Raw genomic sequence first — 17740 nt, 5'->3', positions numbered from 1 at the left:
ATCGCCTTTATATGTCCAGAGGAAGGGATTCGCGCCCGGTTAGTGCGCTTGCGCCCCCTTGTCCAGCGAAGCCGCGTCCTCGCGCCGCCCCGCCGCCCATCCCAGCACGGCCCCGCCCGCCAGCACCGCCGCGGCGATCAGGAAGGCGCTGCCGATGAAGGGCAGCAGCGGCTTCGCGCCCACCGACAGGGAATAGACCGTGCCGAAGAACAGCGGCGACACGATGCCCGCGATGGAGCCGACGCTGTTGTTCGCGCCCTGCAACTGGCCCTGTTCGGATTCCGACACGCGCTGCGTCATCAGCGACTGGATGGTCGGCATGGCAAGGCCCCAGAGCGCATTGGGGAACATCGCCGCAACGAACAGCCAGCCGGTCGGCGCCAGCCCCATCGCGAAAATCCCGACCGCGCCGAAGCCAAGCCCGATCACCATGGTCGTGCGGTCGCCCAGCCGCTTCACCACCGGCCCGACCAATATTCCCTGCACGCCCATGTCCATCAGGCCCACCAGCGCCAGCAGCGTCCCCACCTGCCACGCCCCCCAGCCATAGCGGTCCCCCGCATAAAGCACGAACACGGCGGAGAAGAGGTGATGCGCGAAATAAAGCAGGAAATTGACCACCGCCAGGCTCGACAGCTCGGGATGCGACCGCAGCAGCCGCAGTGCCCCGAACGGATTGGCCCGCTTCCACGAAAAATCCATCCGCTTGTCGGCGGCCAGCGATTCCGGCAGCACGAACAGCCCGTAGAAAAAGGCCAGCCCCGACAGGCCCGCCGCCGCCCAGAAGGGCGCGCGCAGCGAAATCTCCCCCAGCACCCCGCCCAGCAGCGGCCCGGCGACGAAGCCGCCGCTGAACGCCGCCCCGATCAGCCCATAACCCCGCGCCCGCTCTTCGGGCGGGGTGATGTCGGCCATATAGGCGAAGGTGGAGGTGAAGCTGGACGACGTCACGCCCCCCAGCATCCGCCCCACCGCCAGCCACCACAGATTGGGCGCGATCGCCATCAGCAGGAAATCGAGCGCGAGTCCTGCGACCGAGACCAGGATCACCGGCCGCCGCCCGAACCGGTCGGACAGCGATCCGATGACCGGCGAACAGAGGAACTGCATCCCGGCCCACAGCGCGACGAACAACCCGTTCCACATCCCCGCCGCCCTTCCGGAACCCGACAGCGTCTCGACCAGTTGCGGCAGCACCGGGATGACGATCCCCATCGACATCACGTCGAGCAGCGCCGTCACCAATATGAAGGCGATCGCGGCCTTGCGGCGATGGGATGGGCGCGGTGACATGATGGACTCCTGGGTGTCGATCCGGACAGAGCTTGTTCCGAGCCGACTGCATCGGATCGAATGCCACAGCCTGATGTTCTACCGCGTTTTTCGAGCCGGCAGATGATTCCTTCTGCTTGCAAAGGGCTCTAGGCGCTGCGCCCAGTCATGCCAAGTCCAACGGTCCCAGGCGGCCGCTCCACAGCAGCAACAGCCCGGAAAAGGCCAGGGCGACCCACAGCGCATGCAGGCCCATCAGCGCGAAGAGGCCACCCCCCGCCACCGCGCCCGCCACCAGCCCCAGCCACAGCAGCAGATAGGGCAGCCAGTTCCATCGCGGCCCGCCGGTCAGCGCCACCGCCAGTTGCTGGCCCAGCTTCACCAGCGCGCCGGTCATATAGGTGACGCCGATGCTGACTTCGCCGTCGCGCTGGAAGACGTTGTTCACCGCGCCCATCGCCGCCGCCATCAGCAGCGTCAGCCCGGAGCCCGGCCGGTCCGGCAGGGCCAGCAACGCGGCGCAGAACAGCAGCGCGGTCGCAAGGCCCAGCACCGCCTGCTTGCGCCAGCGGCCCGCCCGGCGCGCGACCAGCGCACCGGCCAGCACGCCACCGACAAAGGCCCCGACCAGTCCCGCCGCCATCCCGGCGACCGCCGCGCCCTTGGCCAGCCCCACGCCCAGCCGGGTGGAATTGCCGCTCATGAAGGAAACGAACAACCCGCCCAGCTTCAGGAACCCCAGCGCATCGATGAACCCCGCCTGCGCCGCCAGTCCGATGGCCAGCATGTGGCGGGAAGCATCATATCCGCGCATGCGCTGGCCCCCGCACCATCAGGCCTGCGGCGGTGCCTTGCGCGCGCCGTCCACGGGTTCGACGACGACCGGCGCGAATGAGGCCGCGGCAGGCTCCACAGCGCCCTTCACCAGCGAATCGAGGCTCGCGCCATCCAACCCCAATTCCTTCATCAGGCCATCGATCACCGGCGCCTGCGCCCGGTAACGCAGGGCGGCGGACACCGCGGCATTGGCCAGGTTCTGCTCGCCGCCGCCGATAACCGCCGCGCCATCCGAATGCGATCCGGTGATGCCGTCGACCTGCACGATCCTGATCGAATCGATCGCTTCCATCGGCTTCGCGGCCTCCCGCACCAGATCGGGCAGCACCTTGAGCAGCGCCATCTTCGTCTGCAGCGACATCTGGTCCGACGACAGGATGTTCGCCGCCTCATTGACCGCGCGCTGACCTGCCGCCTCGACCTCGAAACGCACCCGGTCCGCCTCGGCGCGCAGCTTGGCGGCTTCGGCCTCGCCCTCCGCCGCCAGGCGCAGCGCTTCGGCACGGTCCGCCGCGGCCTGCTTCTCCGCTTCCGCCTCGACCCGCACCTGGATGGCGGCGCGCTCCGCCTCCCGCGCCGCGTCGATCAGTTCGATGCGCTTGGTCCGCTCGGCAATCTCCGTCTGGCGCGACGTCTGGACCTGCTCCTCGGCGGCCACCGCCTTGGCGCGCGCCTCGTCGGCCTGCGCCTTGGCCTGGCTTTCCTCGCGGCTCTTGTTCTGCACCGCGATCTGCTGTTCCTGCCGGGCGAGTTCGAGCGCCTGTTCCTGCGCGATGCGGGCCTGCTGCACGGCGCGGTCAGCCTCGATCTGCTGGCTGTCGACCAGCTTCTTCGCCTCGATCCGCGCCTGGTCGGCCTCCTGTTGGCGCAGCGACTGTTCGCGGGCCACCTCCGCCGCCTGAACGGCGCGGCGCATCTCGACCTCCCGCTCCTGCTCCAGCCGGGCGAATTCGGTGTCGCGGGCGATCAGCAGCGACTGGCGCTCCGCCTCCAGATTCTTGGTCTCGATCTGGACGCGGGTTTCCTGCTCGATGTCGTTGCGCGACTTCTTGCGCAGTTCGATCTGCTCGGTCAGCTTGGTCAGCCCCTCGGCGTCGAAGGCGTTGTTGGCGTTGAAATGCTCGATCGACGTCTGGTCCAGCCCGGTCAGGGACACGCTCTCCAGCTCCAGCCCGTTCATGGCGAGATCGACGGAAGACACCTGCTGCACCTTCTGCACGAACTCGCTGCGCTGCTCATGCAACTGGTTCATCGTCATCCCCGCAGCGACGGAACGCAGCGCATCGACGAACTTGCCCTCGACCAATTCCTTCAACGCCTCCGGATTCATCGTCCGCGCGCCCAGCGTCTGCGCGGCGGTGGCGATGGACTGCGCGTCGGGCTTCACGCGGACGTAGAATTCCGCCTTCACGTCGATGCGCAGGCGGTCCAGCGTGATCAGCGCGTCGCTGTTCTTGCGTTCCACGGCCAGCCGCACCGTATTCATGTTCACCGGCATCGTTTCATGGAAGATCGGCAGCACCAGCGCGCCGCCGTTCATCACCACCTTCTCCCCGCCGAAGCCGGTCCGCACGAAGCCGATCTCCTTCGACGCCCGCTTGTAGAGCCGCGCCAGCACGACGCCGAGCACGATCAGGAGGAGAAGCCCGGTCCCGGAGATGATCAGATAGGGCATGAGCGAAAAGCTCTCCTGCACGGCGGGCAGATTCATGGGAAACTCCTAAAGGCGGGGAAGATAATGGTCGCCATGCGATATGGCGCGGAAGACATGGTCCTCCCGGCGGACCAGCAGGATGGTTTCGCCCTCTTCCAGCGTCTGGCCGGAATTGTCGGGTTCGACCATGACATAATGCGCCTGGCCATAGGCATCCTCGACGCGGGCGCGGGCAGGGGAGCCGCTGCGCGCGACGCCGGTGACGATGCGGGCGAAGCTTCCGGTCAGCGCGTCCAGCGGAACGGCGCTGCTCTGGTCGCGGGGAAGCAGGGGGGCGAGCCGTCGCGCGGCAAGGCCGGTCGCAGGCAGGCTGGCGATCAGGGCGGCGGGTGCGGCGATCAGCGGCGGCAGCATCGCACCGGTCAGATCGAGCAGCAGATGCTGCCCGATCAGCCCGATCATGCCGAACAGCGCCAGGAATATCGCCAGCAGCATCAACAGCGGCAGGCGACCGACGCCCAGCCAGCCCAGCAGATCCGCATCGCCGTCAATGTCGAGATCGAAGTCGCCCGCGATTCCGATGGCCTGCACCGCCCCGATGAGCAGCATCAGGACGATCGCTGAGACGAAAACGACATTCTCGGTCGCGAAAAGGAACGCGGCCACCCCTGACTCCCCTGATTCGCGCCGATGCTAATGGATTGACGTAAAACAGGATAGGGCAAAGCGTGGCCGCGATGCGGCGGACGGAGCGCGCTTATCGGGCGGCGCGTTCCCGCCGGAAATAAAGGTCCGCGATCCGGCCATTCTGCACCGAACAGGTGAAGTGGCGTGACCGTCCATCCTGCGCCCGCCAGCCGGACCGGACCTCGACATCGCCCTCCACATCATAGCCGTTGCGGGTCTCGCGGGGCTCCTGCACCTGGCGCACCTCGGCAAAGCCGCCCTCCCGCTCGGCCTCGTCGCGGGCGGCGAGCGCGCAATAGGTGATCGCATCCTCGCCATCCCGGTCGGCGGGCGCCTCCGCCAGATCGCCCCGCCCGCCGTCGCTGTCAGGGGATCGGGCGCCGGCATGGTCCTGATCCGCCGCCACGACATCGGAAAAATCATCGTCGGCGCGCGTAGGGCTCGCTCGGTCGTCCGGGGCGGCGTCATCGGCGGGCGGCTGCGCTTCGTCCGACAGGTCATCCTGTTCCTGCGGCGCGCCTTGCCGCGGCTGATAGGCCTGTGCCGACGCGACGCCGCCCGCCAGCAGGGCCGTCGCGATCAGCGATCCCGTCATCCACCTCATCTTGTTCATGACCCTCGTCCCTCAGCCGAAATTTGCCGATGGCTAGGCGATCATGGCTGTCGGAGGCCTGAACGCGGATGCGCCGCCACCGGCGGCCATGGACGCATCCCTCCCGAACCGGAAAGCGCCCGCCCTGCTGCCCGGCTATCGCGGCTGCGCGTCCAGTTTCAGCCCGGTATAATAGGCCGCAAAGGCATAGCTGTCGGCATATTCGTCGATCAGCTTGTCCACGGGCTTGCCCGCCCCATGCCCGGCCTTGGTGTCGATCCGGATCAGGCGGGGCTTCGGCCCCAGCTCCGCCGCCTGCAAGGCCGCGGCATATTTGAAGCTGTGCGCCGGCACCACCCGGTCGTCGGTGTCGCCCGTGGTGACGAGGATCGCCGGATAGTCCTTCCCGCTCGCGATGTTGTGATAGGGCGAATAGGCGTAGAGCAGGCGGAAATCCTCCTCCCGGTCGGGCGATCCATAGTCGTCGATCCAGTAGCGGCCGGCGGTGAAACGGTCGAAGCGCAGCATGTCCATCACGCCCACGGCGGGCAGGGCGGCGGCGAACAGATCGGGCCGCTGGTTCACCACCGCGCCGACCAGCAACCCGCCATTGGACCGCCCCTCGATGGCAAGGCCGTCCTTCGTCGTATAGCCATTCGCCTTCAGATATTCGGCCGCCGCGATGAAATCGTCGAACACATTCTGCTTGTTGGCGAGCCGCCCCGCATCGTGCCATGCCTTGCCGAACTCGCCGCCGCCGCGCAGATTGGCGATGGCATAGACGCCGCCCTGCTCCAGCCACGCCATGCGCGTAGCCGAATAGCCGGGCGTCAGCGCGATGTTGAAGCCGCCATAGCCGTACAGGATGGTGGGCGCGGGCGCTTTGGAAAGGGCCAGCGCCTTCTTGCGGATCACCGTCATCGGGATCATCGTGCCGTCCTTCGACGGATAGCTGACCTGCTCTATGCCGTAATCGTCGGGATTGAAGGGCAGCTCCGGCCGCGCGAACAGCTCGTAACGCAGCGTCGCCGTGTCGAAGCGGTAGATGCTCGACGGCGTGGTGAAGCCCGAAAAGCTGAAGAAGGTTTCCGGATCGCCGTCGCGCCCGCCGAAACCGGCCGCCGTGCCCAGGCCGGGCAGCGGCACGTCGCTGACCTTTCGCCCGTTGAGATCGATCAGCTCCGCCACGCTTTCCGCATCGGACAGATAGGCCAGGATCAGCCGGTCCCCGACCAGCGACCCGCCCGCCAGCGTGTCCATGCGTTCCGCCACCACCTGCCTGGCGCCGCGCCGGGGGAAGCGGGCGTCGATGCTGACGACGCGCAGATGCGGGGCATATTGGTCGGTGATGAAATAGAGCGTCGGCCCGCGGCTGCCGATCAGCCGCCAGTCGTTGGTCATGCCCTTCACCAGCGGGCGGACCTTCACCTTGCCGCCGGTCAGTTCGGCCAGATGCAGTTCGCGGCGCGGGTCGGTGCCCTGGAAGCTGCTGATGACCAGCCAGCGCCCGTCCTGCGTCACCTGCGCCGTGTGGCTGAGGCGCGGCTGGTCCGGAGTCGCGTAGATAAGCTGATCCTGCGCCTGCGGCGTGCCGAGGCGGTGATAATGAAGTTCCTGCCCCACCGTGGAGGATTGCAGGCCGGCGCCTTCCTGCGGCGCGGCGAAGCGCGAATAGAAGAAACCCTGTCCTCGCCCGTCCCAGGCAAGCTGGGAGAATTTCACCCATTGCACGACATCGTCGAGCGGCCGGGCGGTGGCGACGTCCAGAACCTTCAGTGTGCGCCAGTCGCTCCCCGCCTCCTGCACGGCATAGAGCAGGAACCGGCCGTCGGGGGAGGGCGCCCATTCCGCCAGCGCGTCCGACCCGTCCTCCGCCCAGTCATTGGGGTCGATCAGCAGCCGCTGCGCACCGTTCAGGCCGTCGCGCACATAGAGCGGCGTCTGGTTCTGGAGCCCCTTGTTATAGCCGTAGAAATAGCGCCCGCCCGCCTTGCGCGGGATGGTGTAGCGGCCATGGGCGAACAGTGCCTGCATGCGTTTCTTGAGCGCCTCGCGACCCGGCAGCCCGTCGATATGGCGGCGCGTGAGGCGGTTTTCCTGTCCCACCCAGTCGCGGACGGCGGGATCAGCGCGCAAATCGTTTTCCAGCCAGCGATAGGGATCGGTCACCTTGACCCCGAAATGATCCTCCACCAGGTCCAGCCGCTTGGCGGCGGGATAGCGCAGTCCTGAAGCGCCAGCGACCGCCGCATCCGGCTCCGCCTGCGCGGGGAGCGCCGCGAACAACAGCGCCGCCAAAGCAAAGCAGCCAAAGGCGCGCATCCGATCCCCCCGAAATCCCATTCCCATTCTCTGGCGTCTCATGGCGAGGAAAGGCAAGAAAACAAAGAATATTTCCTATCTCCCCGCCCTTCAGGGGAGGGCCGGGGGTGGGGGCCAACCGAATGGCCCGACACCCCGCATATCCACGCCCCAAAAAAGAAAAAGGGCCGCGCCCCCTTCCGGAAGCCGCGGCCCTCTTCATCTGCCCGCTTGCGCGAGCCGTCAGCGGATCACGCCGCTTCCAGCTCGTCGGCGTCCGCACCCTGGACCGGACCGGAATCCTGACCCTTGGCGTCGACGTCGCGGTCCACCAGTTCGATGATCGCGATCGGCGCCGCGTCCGAAGCGCGGATGCCGGCCTTGATCACGCGGGTGTAGCCGCCATTGCGGTCCTTGTAGCGCTCGGCCAGAACGTCGAACAGCTTGGTGAGCTGCGCGTCGTCCTGCAGGCGGGCATGGGCCAGACGACGATTGGACAGGCCACCCTTCTTGGCGAGGGTGATCAGCTTCTCGACATAGGGGCGCAGTTCCTTCGCCTTGGGCGTGGTCGTCAGGATCTGCTCATGCTTGATGAGCGAAGCCGCGAGGTTGCGGAGCAGCGAGTTACGATGTCCGGCGCTGCGCTGCAGCTTGCGATGACCAACCTTGTGACGCATGATGTTCTTCCTTCCGTTCGTTAAGGGGCCGTTTCAGGTACCCCAGACCAGGCGGCGTTTCAGGGCCGCCGCCCCTTTGCCCTGCCCCTTAAAAAGGGGCGAAGTTCACACCGTTCAAAGCGGACGCGAATCCGTGCTTTCCGGTGTCCAGCATCCCTCCGGGCGGACCGGAGGGAAGGCGGATCAGCCCAGCAGCTCCTGTTCGAGCTTCTTGGCCATTTCCTCGATATTTTCCGGCGGCCAGCCGGGGATGTCCATGCCCAGGCGCAGGCCCATGGACGACAGCACTTCCTTGATCTCGTTCAGGGACTTGCGGCCGAAATTGGGGGTGCGCAGCATCTCGGCCTCGGTCTTCTGGACCAGATCGCCGATATAGATGATGTTGTCGTTCTTGAGGCAGTTGGCGCTGCGGACCGACAGTTCCAGCTCGTCCACCTTCTTGAGCAGGTAGCGGTTGATCTGGTTCGCGTCGCTCTCGCCCTCGCTGGCCGAACCACCGGCAGCGGCGCCTGCGGCCGGAGCGGCGACGGGCAGCGCGTCCTCGAAGTGGACGAACAGCTGGAGCTGGTCCTGCAGGATGCGGGCGGCATAGGCCACCGCGTCTTCCGGCGTGACGGTGCCGTCGGTCTCGACGGTCAGCGACAGCTTGTCATAGTCCAGTTCCTGGCCGACGCGGGTATTGTCGACCTTGTACGCGACCTGACGCACCGGCGAATAGAGCGCGTCGACCGGGATCAGGCCGATCGGGGCGTCGGCCGGACGGTTGGCGACGGCGGGGACATAGCCCTTGCCGACGTCGGCGGTCAGTTCCATGTTCAGCGTCGCGCCCTGGTCCAGGTGGCAGATCACCAGGTCGGGGTTCATCACTTCGATGTCGCCCACGGTGGTGATGTCGCCCGCGCGCACTTCGGCGGGGCCGGTGGCGGAAAGCTGGAGACGGCGTGGACCGTCGCCTTCCATTTTCAGCGCAACCTGCTTGATGTTGAGGACGATGTCCGTGACGTCCTCACGCACGCCCGCGAGCGAGGAGAATTCGTGGAGGACGTTCTCGATCTTGATCGAGGTGACCGCCGCGCCCTGGAGCGAGGACAGAAGAACCCGGCGCAGCGCGTTGCCAAGCGTCAGGCCGAAGCCGCGCTCCAGAGGTTCGGCGACGAAGGTCGCCTTGCGCTTGCCGTCGCCCGCGACCTTGATCTCAAGGCTGTTGGGCTTCTTCAATTCCTGCCAGTTCTTCATGTTGACAGTCATGTATTTCCCCTGGGGATGAGGCCGAAACGTTCAAAAATCCTGACCCGACAGGACGTTCCGACCGATGCAGATGGGTGAGCGGGCGACGCGTCCGCCGCCCGCCGACAAGCCGCGCGTCGTTGTTAGACGCGGCGGCGCTTGGAAGGACGCACGCCGTTGTGCGGGATCGGCGTCACGTCGCGGATGGAGGTGATGTGGAAGCCGACGGCCTGCAGCGCGCGCAGGGCCGATTCACGGCCCGAACCCGGACCCTTCACTTCGACTTCCAGGGTGCGCACGCCATGTTCGGCCGCCTTGCGGCCGGCGTCTTCGGCGCAGACCTGCGCGGCATAGGGCGTCGACTTGCGGCTGCCCTTGAAGCCCATCATGCCCGCCGAGGACCAGCTGATCGCATTGCCCTGGGCGTCGGTGATGGTCACCATGGTGTTGTTGAAGCTGGCGTTGACGTGCGCGACGCCGGCCGAGATGTTCTTGCGTTCGCGGCGCTTGATGCGCTGGGGTTCGCGTGCCATTTTTGCTCTATCCTACTGAAATCTTGTGTTCCGGGAGGCTGCGCCCAGGTAGGGCTGCCTCCGGCGGAGAAGAAGATGAAATAGTCCCCCGGACTATTTCTTACTTCTTCTTGCCGGCAATCGGCTTCGCCTTGCCCTTGCGGGTGCGCGCATTGGTGTGCGTGCGCTGGCCCCGGACCGGCAGGCCCTTGCGGTGACGCAGGCCGCGATAGCAGGCCAGGTCCATCAGGCGCTTGATGTTCATCGCGGTTTCGCGGCGCAGGTCGCCCTCGACCGTGTGGTCGGCGTCGATGGCTTCGCGGATCTGCAGCACTTCGGCGTCGGACAGGTCCTGCACGCGGCGGCTGTGGTCGATGCCCAGCTTGTCGGCGATGTCGACGGCGGTCTTGCGGCCGATGCCGTGGATGTAGGTGAGCGCGATGATCACGCGCTTGTTGGTCGGGATGTTGACACCCGCAATACGTGCCATGGTATTCTGTACTCCTGCTCCACGGGGCGGTTGGCGCCGCCCCATCTCAAAGCGTCAGGGCTGAAGTCCTTAAGGAGACGACAGCCGATTCGATAGGCCCCAAGACGCAAAAAAGACGGCCAGTGCCACTGCACTGCCGCTCGTCAGCGTGTCGGGAAGGGGTGCCCTTAGCGATTCGGCCTCCGGCTGTCAATGACGGGCAGGCGCGAAAGCGGCGTAATCCGGCGCTTCCGCCGCCCTTTCTTTCGACCGGTCCGGCATGTCGTCCCGCCCTTTTCGGGTTGATGCCATCCCCGTGCCTAAGGCATGGAGGCGGGATGCGCTTCACTCTGCCCTCCGCCATGCCGGCGGCCGCCTTCGTCCTGCTGGCTTCCTGCGTGGGCGCGCCCCAGCAGCGCGCGCCTGTTCCCGCGCCTGCGCCCCGGCCGGCTCCCGCGGCCCAGCCGGCGCCCCCTCCGCCGCCGCCGGCCGACTGGCAGGACCGCGCGACCACCGCGGGCGACTGGCGCTATCAGGTCGACGGCGCCGGATCGGCCGCCCTGTTCGGCCCGGATGCGCAAGGCAGCCTGTTCGTCATCCGCTGCGACCGGACAACGCGCCGCGTCAGCCTTTTGCGGCCCGGCCCGGCGCAGGCGGCGATGACGGTGCGGACCAGCTATGGCGCGGTCAACTGGCCGGCCGGCCCCGCCACCGGCGCCATCGCCGCGACCCAGGCGACCCGCGCCGCCAGCGACGCCACGCTCGATCAGATCGCCTACAGCCGGGGCCGTTTCGCGGTCGAGGTGCAGGGTCTGGAGATGCTGGTCCTGCCAAGCTGGGCGGAGGTCGGCCGCGTCGTGGAGGACTGCCGCGCCTAAGTCCTTGATTTCAGGCGAAAGGCGCTGGTTTCAACGCAAATCGCCTGCAAAAGGCGGACGCAAAAGTATGATTCGAAAAAAGAATTTTACAAGCCTTGAAGTGGCGGCCGGTCTGATTCACATATCATTTCATAGACGGCGAAGGACCAGTACCGGGAACGGCTATAGGGGCTTCAACTAGCGAAAGGAGGTGATCCGATGTCTCATGGTTCAGCAATGGGGTCGGTCAAGTCCATTCGGGGAACGCGCCGCTGAGCGACGCCTTATGCGTCGGTTTTCCAGAATAGGGTGACTGTCGACCGCGGTTTCGCGATCGAGGCGCCGTATCTGGAAAATAGCGCGATCAACGTTTCCCTTGGGCGGCGCTTCCGGCCGCTGACCATGTCAATGATGGGCCGTCGGGGTTTAATCTACCCGGCGGCCCCTCTCATTTTTGATGGCGGTTTGATGGTTGGTTTCTTGCCATTAAGCCCCTCCCCTTCAGGGGAGGGGTTGGGGTGGGGGCGTGCCTCTACAGGCTTGGTTTTCCTTTGGGGCACGCCCCCACCCCTCAGTCCCCTCCCCTGAAGGGGAGGGGAAGCATTGACGTCCGCCATTGGCCAAATCGAGCCAGCCCGGCCACCTCATCCCCATCTCCCCAATCCCTACCCCCGCATCGTCCCCGTATCGATGAAGCGCTGGTGCCACGCCAGCGCCTCCCCCGGCAGCATGGGCGACTGCAACCCATATGACCCCGCCAGCGCCCGCCGGAAATAGTCCTTCAGCATCGGCCGGAAGTCCGGATGCGCGCAATTCTCCATGATGACCTCCGCCCGCTGCCGGGGCGCCAGCCCGCGCAGGTCCGCCAGCCCCTGCTCGGTCACGATCACCTGCACATCCTGGTTGATATGGTCGACATGGCTGCAATGCGGCACGATGGCGGAGATCGCCCCACCCTTGGCCGTCGACGGCGTCATGAAGATCGACAGAAACGCATTGCGCGCAAAGTCCCCCGACCCGCCAATGCCGTTCTGGATGCGCGATCCCATCAGATGCGTCGAATTGACGTTGCCGTAGATGTCCGCCTCGATCAGCCCGTTCATCGCGATGCAGCCCAGCCGCCGCACCAGCTCGGGATGGTTGCTGATCTCCTGCGGCCGCAGGATCATCCGGTCCCGATAGCGCCCCATATCGGCATTCATCCGCGCCGCCGCCTCCGGGCTCAGGGAAAAGGCCGTCGCGCTCGCCATCCGCAGCTTGCCCGCGTCGAGCAGGTCCAGCATCCCGTCCTGGATCACCTCGGTAAAGGCGACCATATCCTCGAACGGCGCATCGATCAGGCCGGTCAGCACCGCATTGGCGATATTGCCGACCCCCGACTGCAACGGCAGCAGCGAAGCGGGCAACCGCCCCTTCTTCACCTCATGGCTCAGGAATTCCAGCAAATGCCCGGCAATCGCCCGCGCCTTGTCGTCCGGCGCCTTGAAGGGCGCGTTGCGGTCCGGCGCATCCGTCTCGACCACCGCGATCACCTTGTCCGGATCGCAGCGGAAGGTCGGCTGGCCGATGCGCTGGTCCGCCCGCATCAGCGGGATCGGCTGGCGATGCGGCGGCAGCGCCGTGCCGTAATAAATGTCGTGCATCCCCTCCAGCGCGGGGTTCTGCCAGCGATTGACCTCCAGTATCACGCCCTTCGCCCGGTCGATCCAGGTCTTGTTGTTGCCCACGGAGGCGGAGGGGACCAGCTCGCCCCCGGCGGTGATCCCCGTCACCTCGACCACCGCGACATCCAGATCGCCCAGGAAACCCTGCCACGCCATCGGCGCGACCTGGCTCAGATGCATGTCGAAATATTGCATCTGGCCCTTGTTGATCCGCTCCCGGGCAATGGGATCGCTATTATAGGGCAGGCGGAACTCCACGCCGTCGGCCTGCGCCAGCGCCCCGTCCAGCTCCGGCCCGGTCGACGCGCCGGTCCACACCCTGACGCGGAAGGGTTCGCCCGCCGCATGCGCCTCGGTGATCCGCTTCGCCAGCGCCAGCGGCACCGCCTTGGGATAGCCCGACCCGGTAAAGCCGCTCATCCCCACGGCCATCCCGTTGCGGATCAGCGCCGCGGCCTCCTCCGCCGTCCGGCATTTGGCGGCCAGCCCGGCATGGGCGATGCGATCGGTCATGGCTATCCTCTTCCATCCTTCCTTGCGCGCTGGCATCTGGCTTTTCGGCCGATCAGACAATAAGGATAAGCCGCACAATATCTGTGCGAGTATCGTGCAAATGTCCGATCTGTTGATCGCCCTGCGGACATTCGTCCGGCTATGCGAAAAACCCAACTTCTCCCGCGTGGCTGGAGAGATGCACGCCAGCCATACGACCATAGCCCGCCGGCTGGATCAGGTGGAATCGCATTTCGGCGCCATCCTGTTCCATCGCACCACCCGCCGGCTGATCGCCACGCCGGAGGCTGACCGCCTGCTGGTCCACGCCCGCGCGATGCTGGACGCGCTGGATGGGGCGGAACAGGAATTCGGCCCGGTCCGCGATCAACCGGGCGGCCTGGTGCGCATCGGCTTCACCACCGCGCTCGGCCTCTATTATGTCGAGCGCCTGGGCGATCTGACCGCGCGCTACCCCGCGCTCCAGCTCGATTGCGCGATGACGGACTGGCAACGCGACGTGGTGGAGGACCGCCTCGACCTCGCCCTGCGCGTCGGCCCCGTGGGCGACGACAGCCTCGTGGTTCATCCGCTGGGCGCGCTGCCCCGCCTGCTGGTCGCGCATCCCGCCTATCTTGCCGGCCACGGCATGCCCTCGTCCGCCGAAGACCTTCCGGGGCATCAGTGCATCGCCTATGCCTATGGCGACGTGCCCGCCCGCTGGACCATCGACGGGCGGGAGAGGGTGGTGGGCGGCACCTTCCGCAGCGACAGCAGCGAAGCCGTCCACCGCGCCGCCATCAGCGGCCTCGGCATCGCCCTGCTCCCCGCCATCCGGGTGCAGGGCGACATCGCGGCGGGACGGCTGGTCCCGGTCCTGCCGGAAAGCCACATCGCCCCGCTCGACATCTGGGCCGTCCACCCGTCCCACAAACGCCTGCCGCCAAGAGCGCGGGTGGTGCTGGACTTCCTCAAGGAGAATTTCCCCGGTGAACGGCCCTAGAGCCAATCGACATTCAGATGATGACGAGCCGAAAATGGTGTTTTTCCGTGACCCGGAGCGCAGCCTACTCAAGGTAGGTGAGCACCGGAAGCACGGAAAAGCGTCATTTGCAGGCCGTCAGGGCTGAATGGCGATTGGCTCTAGAGCGCGCTGCGTCAAATCATAGGCAGGCCGCGCGCTCCAAGCTTTTGTTGTCGCATCCTTTTGAACGCAAAACCGGTTCCCACTTTTGCGCAGGATGCTCTGGCCTGAAGACCCGCCGCGCTCATTCGAGCGCCTTCGCAGGAACAGGATAAGGGGCAAGGGGCGCCTCTTACCGCTCCACCCCCTTCGCCTTCCCCCAGGCCCGCGCCGCCGTATAGCCCAGATAGCCCGTCCCGAAGAGCGCATAGAGCGGCTCCGGCAGGGCGTTGAAATAGGCTCGCATCGCCCGGATGATCCCCGCCGCCACATCGGGCCGCACCCCGCCGACCAGCCCCAGCGGCACCGACCACAGCAGCAACCCGTACATCATGTAGAGAAAGGCCGGCCGCGCCCGCAGCGTCCACCGGTCCCCCGCGACTCGCCTGCGTGAAGACGTCATCCCTGCCTCCTATCCGATCCGGTTGGCGAGCCAGCCATAGAGAAAGGCCTCATTGGCCGGCCTGCTCTCGGCCAGCGCCAGGTAGCGCTCGCCCTGAAGCGCTTCGAGGGCTTTCAGCAGCACCTTCTCGCCCGCCCGCCCGCGAACGGCCAGAAAGGCGCCCAGCGCGGAAAGCGTCTTCGCCCCCACCGCCTGATCCACCTTCAGGTCGGCATAGTCCCGCCCGTTGCGATTGAGCGCGTTCAACGCCCGCTGCAGGAAACCGCCGGCCGTGCCCGGCCCCATGTTGACCGCCGTGTCGAACAGTTCCTCCGCCACCGCCGGCGCCAGTTCCGCGACGAAGGCGAAGCCCGGCTTCTCCCAATAGAGCCTGCGATAGATCGCCTCGGCCACCGTCCGGGGCATCGCCCGCATGTCGCCGCCATAGCCGTTGGCCCGCGCTACGGCCTGGGTGATGCCGAAATTGGTCGGTCCGCCGCGATCCGCCGGATGGTTGCCGTAGCCACCCTCCCGCGCGATGACTTCATCGATCAGAGCCGCAATATCCATGAAAACGCCCTCCTGTTCCGGAAAGGCGGGTCATTTATCCCATTTGGTTAGCTGTAGGACAGCGGAAAAGCGCTCGCGCGGGCGAAATGGATAAAAATGGGAAAAAGGCAGGCAGGCCGGAAAAGGCCCTGCCGGAAATTTGGTCGGGACGAGAGGATTCGAACCTCCGACCCCCACACCCCCAGTGTGATGCGCTACCAGGCTGCGCTACGTCCCGACCGGAGCGGCGCAATTAGAAGCAGTTTGGGGAATATGCAAGCCATTCGATGCAGGCTTTTTGCGCATTCGTCGGAAACCCTAATCATGTTGCCTCCGCCGTGCGATCTGTGTTAGCCGCGCGCCCTTGATCTGTGGGCGTTTATCGGCGCCCGCGACTGGACAAGAGAATAAGGCGAAAGTCCCAAGCATGTTCATATCTCCAGCCTTTGCCCAGACTGCGGGCGGGGAATCGTCCGGCGCCTCCATGCTGGTTCAGATGGCCCCGCTGGTCCTCATCTTCGTCGTCTTCTATTTCCTGCTGATCCGTCCGCAGCAAAAGAAGATGAAGGAGCACAAGGCCAAGATCGACGCCGTGAAGAAGGGCGATCAGGTCGTGACCGGCGGCGGTCTGGTCGGCAAGGTGGTGCGCGTCGACGAATTCTACGCCGAAGTCGAACTGGCGCCGGGCATGAAGGTGAAGGCGGTGAAGTCCACCCTGACCGACGTGATCGATCCCGCCACCGCCAAGCCCGCGAACGACTGAGCCCCACCCATGCTGAATTTCCCTCGCTGGGCGGTCGTCGCGATCCTGCTGCCGCTGCTGATCGGCATAGCCTGCGCCGTGCCGAGCTTCCTGCCGGACACGGTGGTCGGGCAACTGCCCAAATTCATGCAGACCCGCGTGAATCTGGGCCTCGACCTGTCGGGCGGCAGCCACCTGCTGCTCGAAGCCTCGACCCAGGACGTGGCGAAGCAGCGCATCGCCAATATGGAGGAGCAGGTCCGCACGGAACTGCGCCGGGGCGACACGAAGATCGCGATCGGGGATATTTCCAGCCGCGACGGGAAATTGAGCTTCATGGTGCGCAACCCGTCGCAGGTCGATGCTGCCGTCGAGCGCATCCGGCCGCTGACCCAGGGTGCGGGTCTCACCGGCCAGCGCGATTTCAATGTGGAGGTGGTGAACAGCTCCACCATCGTCATCACCCCGACCAAGGCGGGCATCGACAATGCGGTGAAGGGCGCGATGGAAGTCGCGACCGAGGTGATCCGCAAGCGCATCGACGAAATGGGCACGCGCGAACCGACCATCCAGCAGCAGGGCGACAACCGCATCGTCGTGCAGGTGCCCGGCCTTCAGGACCCCAGGGCGCTGAAGGACCTGCTGGGCCAGACCGCCAAGCTGGAATTCAAGCTGGTCGACGTCAACGCCAACCCCGCCGAGGTGGCGCAGGGCCGCGCGCCTGTGGGCAGCGAAGTGCTGCCCTATCCCACAAATCCCGCCGGCCCGCCGGTGATCGCCGTCTACCGGCAGGTCATGGTGTCGGGCGAGGATCTGACCGACGCGCAGCAGGGCTATAACCAGCAGGGCAACGAGCCGATCGTCAACATCCGCTTCAACGGTGCGGGCGGGCGCAAATTCGGCCAGGTGACGTCGCAGAACGTCAACCGTCCCTTCGCCATCATCCTCGACGGCAAGGTGCTGTCCGCGCCGAACATCAACGAGCCGATCCTGGGCGGCAGCGCGCAGATCAGCGGCAGCTTCACCGTCGAAAGCGCCAACCAGCTTGCGATCGCGCTGCGTTCGGGCAAGCTGCCCGTCGCGCTGACCGTGGTGGAGGAACGCACGGTCGGCCCGCAACTCGGCGCCGATTCGATCCGCGCGGGCCTGCTCGCCTCGGTGATCGCGGTGGCGGCGGTCGCGGCCTTCATGTTCATGAGCTATGGCCGCTTCGGCATGTACGCCAACCTCGCCGTCGCCATCAACGTGCTGGTGATCCTGGGCGTCATGGGCATATTGGGCGCGACGCTGACGCTGCCGGGCATCGCCGGTTTCGTGCTGACCATCGGCACCGCGGTCGACGCCAACGTGCTGATCTATGAGCGCATCCGCGAGGAGCGGCGGCGCGGGCGCGGGGTCGTGCAGGCGATCGAACATGGCTATAAGGAAGCCAGCCGCACCATTTTCGAAGCGAACGTGACCCATGCCATTGCCGGCGGCATCATGCTCGCTCTGGGGTCGGGACCGGTCAAGGGCTTCGCGATCGTGCTGCTGATCGGCATCGCGACCAGCGTGTTCACCGCCGTCACCTTCACGCGCCTGCTGGTGTCGCGTTGGGTCCGCGCCAAGCGCCCGACCGAAATCCACATCTGACGGGCGGAGAG

Annotated in this window: 17 protein-coding genes and 1 tRNA gene; 4 read left to right on the top strand and 14 right to left on the bottom strand. The window is 66.2% G+C overall.

Annotated elements, in window-relative coordinates; all coding sequences use genetic code 11:
• Nucleotides 1-39 precede the first annotated feature (39 nt).
• The 10 genes from EWH10_RS08630 to rpsM all read right to left on the bottom strand — a co-directional run bounded on the left by EWH10_RS08630 (nt 40) and on the right by rpsM (nt 10249).
• Nucleotides 40-1293 (bottom strand): TCR/Tet family MFS transporter, encoded by a 1254-nt coding sequence (locus EWH10_RS08630; protein WP_044661271.1) that lies wholly within the window; start codon nt 1291-1293, stop codon nt 40-42.
• Nucleotides 1294-1438: 145 nt separating this feature from the next.
• The gene (locus EWH10_RS08625; RefSeq protein ID WP_044661272.1) at nt 1439-2086 is read right to left on the bottom strand and encodes a YoaK family protein; all 648 of its coding nucleotides are present in this window, start codon (nt 2084-2086) and stop codon (nt 1439-1441) included.
• Nucleotides 2087-2104: 18 nt separating this feature from the next.
• Nucleotides 2105-3820 (bottom strand): flotillin family protein, encoded by a 1716-nt coding sequence (locus EWH10_RS08620; protein ID WP_065847885.1) that lies wholly within the window; start codon nt 3818-3820, stop codon nt 2105-2107.
• Between the two features lie 9 nt (nt 3821-3829).
• The gene (locus EWH10_RS08615) at nt 3830-4429 is read right to left on the bottom strand and encodes a YqiJ family protein (protein WP_044661274.1); all 600 of its coding nucleotides are present in this window, start codon (nt 4427-4429) and stop codon (nt 3830-3832) included.
• A gap of 91 nt (nt 4430-4520) precedes the next feature.
• Entirely contained in the window at nt 4521-5063 is a 543-nt protein-coding gene (locus EWH10_RS08610; RefSeq protein ID WP_044661275.1) for a hypothetical protein, read from the bottom strand.
• A 135-nt stretch (nt 5064-5198) separates the two neighbouring features.
• On the bottom strand, nt 5199-7391 hold the full coding sequence (locus EWH10_RS08605) for a prolyl oligopeptidase family serine peptidase (RefSeq protein ID WP_371873104.1): 2193 nt from the start codon (nt 7389-7391) through the stop codon (nt 5199-5201).
• A gap of 203 nt (nt 7392-7594) precedes the next feature.
• Complete coding sequence (gene rplQ / locus EWH10_RS08600) at nt 7595-8020, bottom strand: 50S ribosomal protein L17 (protein WP_044661277.1); 426 nt, start codon at nt 8018-8020, stop codon at nt 7595-7597.
• A gap of 183 nt (nt 8021-8203) precedes the next feature.
• Nucleotides 8204-9268: a DNA-directed RNA polymerase subunit alpha gene (locus EWH10_RS08595; protein ID WP_044661278.1), complete on the bottom strand. Its 1065-nt coding sequence runs from the start codon at nt 9266-9268 to the stop codon at nt 8204-8206.
• A 122-nt stretch (nt 9269-9390) separates the two neighbouring features.
• A complete protein-coding gene (rpsK, locus tag EWH10_RS08590) occupies nt 9391-9780 on the bottom strand; it encodes a 30S ribosomal protein S11 (RefSeq protein WP_004208752.1) in 390 nt (129 codons plus the stop codon).
• 100 nt (nt 9781-9880) lie between these two features.
• Entirely contained in the window at nt 9881-10249 is a 369-nt protein-coding gene (rpsM, locus tag EWH10_RS08585) for a 30S ribosomal protein S13 (RefSeq protein ID WP_025552414.1), read from the bottom strand.
• A 317-nt stretch (nt 10250-10566) separates the two neighbouring features.
• Here rpsM and EWH10_RS08580 point away from each other — a divergent pair, with 317 nt between their 5' ends.
• Complete coding sequence (locus EWH10_RS08580; RefSeq protein ID WP_044661279.1) at nt 10567-11106, top strand: hypothetical protein; 540 nt, start codon at nt 10567-10569, stop codon at nt 11104-11106.
• A 644-nt stretch (nt 11107-11750) separates the two neighbouring features.
• On the opposite strand, the gene EWH10_RS08575 is transcribed toward EWH10_RS08580, so the two are convergent.
• Nucleotides 11751-13262: an acetyl-CoA hydrolase/transferase family protein gene (locus EWH10_RS08575; protein ID WP_044661280.1), complete on the bottom strand. Its 1512-nt coding sequence runs from the start codon at nt 13260-13262 to the stop codon at nt 11751-11753.
• Nucleotides 13263-13362: 100 nt separating this feature from the next.
• Here EWH10_RS08575 and EWH10_RS08570 point away from each other — a divergent pair, with 100 nt between their 5' ends.
• A complete protein-coding gene (locus EWH10_RS08570; protein ID WP_044662979.1) occupies nt 13363-14244 on the top strand; it encodes a LysR family transcriptional regulator in 882 nt (293 codons plus the stop codon).
• A gap of 313 nt (nt 14245-14557) precedes the next feature.
• Here the strand turns inward: EWH10_RS08570 and EWH10_RS08565 are convergent, their stop codons facing one another.
• The 3 genes from EWH10_RS08565 to EWH10_RS08555 all read right to left on the bottom strand — a co-directional run bounded on the left by EWH10_RS08565 (nt 14558) and on the right by EWH10_RS08555 (nt 15593).
• The gene (locus EWH10_RS08565) at nt 14558-14827 is read right to left on the bottom strand and encodes a 3TM-type holin (protein WP_044661281.1); all 270 of its coding nucleotides are present in this window, start codon (nt 14825-14827) and stop codon (nt 14558-14560) included.
• A 9-nt stretch (nt 14828-14836) separates the two neighbouring features.
• A complete protein-coding gene (locus EWH10_RS08560) occupies nt 14837-15376 on the bottom strand; it encodes a glycoside hydrolase family 108 protein (protein ID WP_044661282.1) in 540 nt (179 codons plus the stop codon).
• Between the two features lie 140 nt (nt 15377-15516).
• Nucleotides 15517-15593 (bottom strand) — tRNA-Pro (locus EWH10_RS08555).
• A gap of 189 nt (nt 15594-15782) precedes the next feature.
• Here EWH10_RS08555 and yajC point away from each other — a divergent pair.
• Complete coding sequence (yajC, locus tag EWH10_RS08550) at nt 15783-16118, top strand: preprotein translocase subunit YajC (RefSeq protein WP_044661323.1); 336 nt, start codon at nt 15783-15785, stop codon at nt 16116-16118.
• A gap of 9 nt (nt 16119-16127) precedes the next feature.
• Complete coding sequence (gene secD, locus EWH10_RS08545) at nt 16128-17729, top strand: protein translocase subunit SecD (protein WP_025551592.1); 1602 nt, start codon at nt 16128-16130, stop codon at nt 17727-17729.
• The last annotated feature ends 11 nt before the right edge of the window (nt 17730-17740 follow it).

Origin of the sequence: Sphingobium fuliginis, from assembly GCF_004152845.1 — a bacterium.
Lineage (GTDB): Bacteria > Pseudomonadota > Alphaproteobacteria > Sphingomonadales > Sphingomonadaceae > Sphingobium > Sphingobium fuliginis.
Note: the sequence above shows the minus strand (reverse complement) of the source record. Positions and strands in the feature narration are given on the sequence as shown.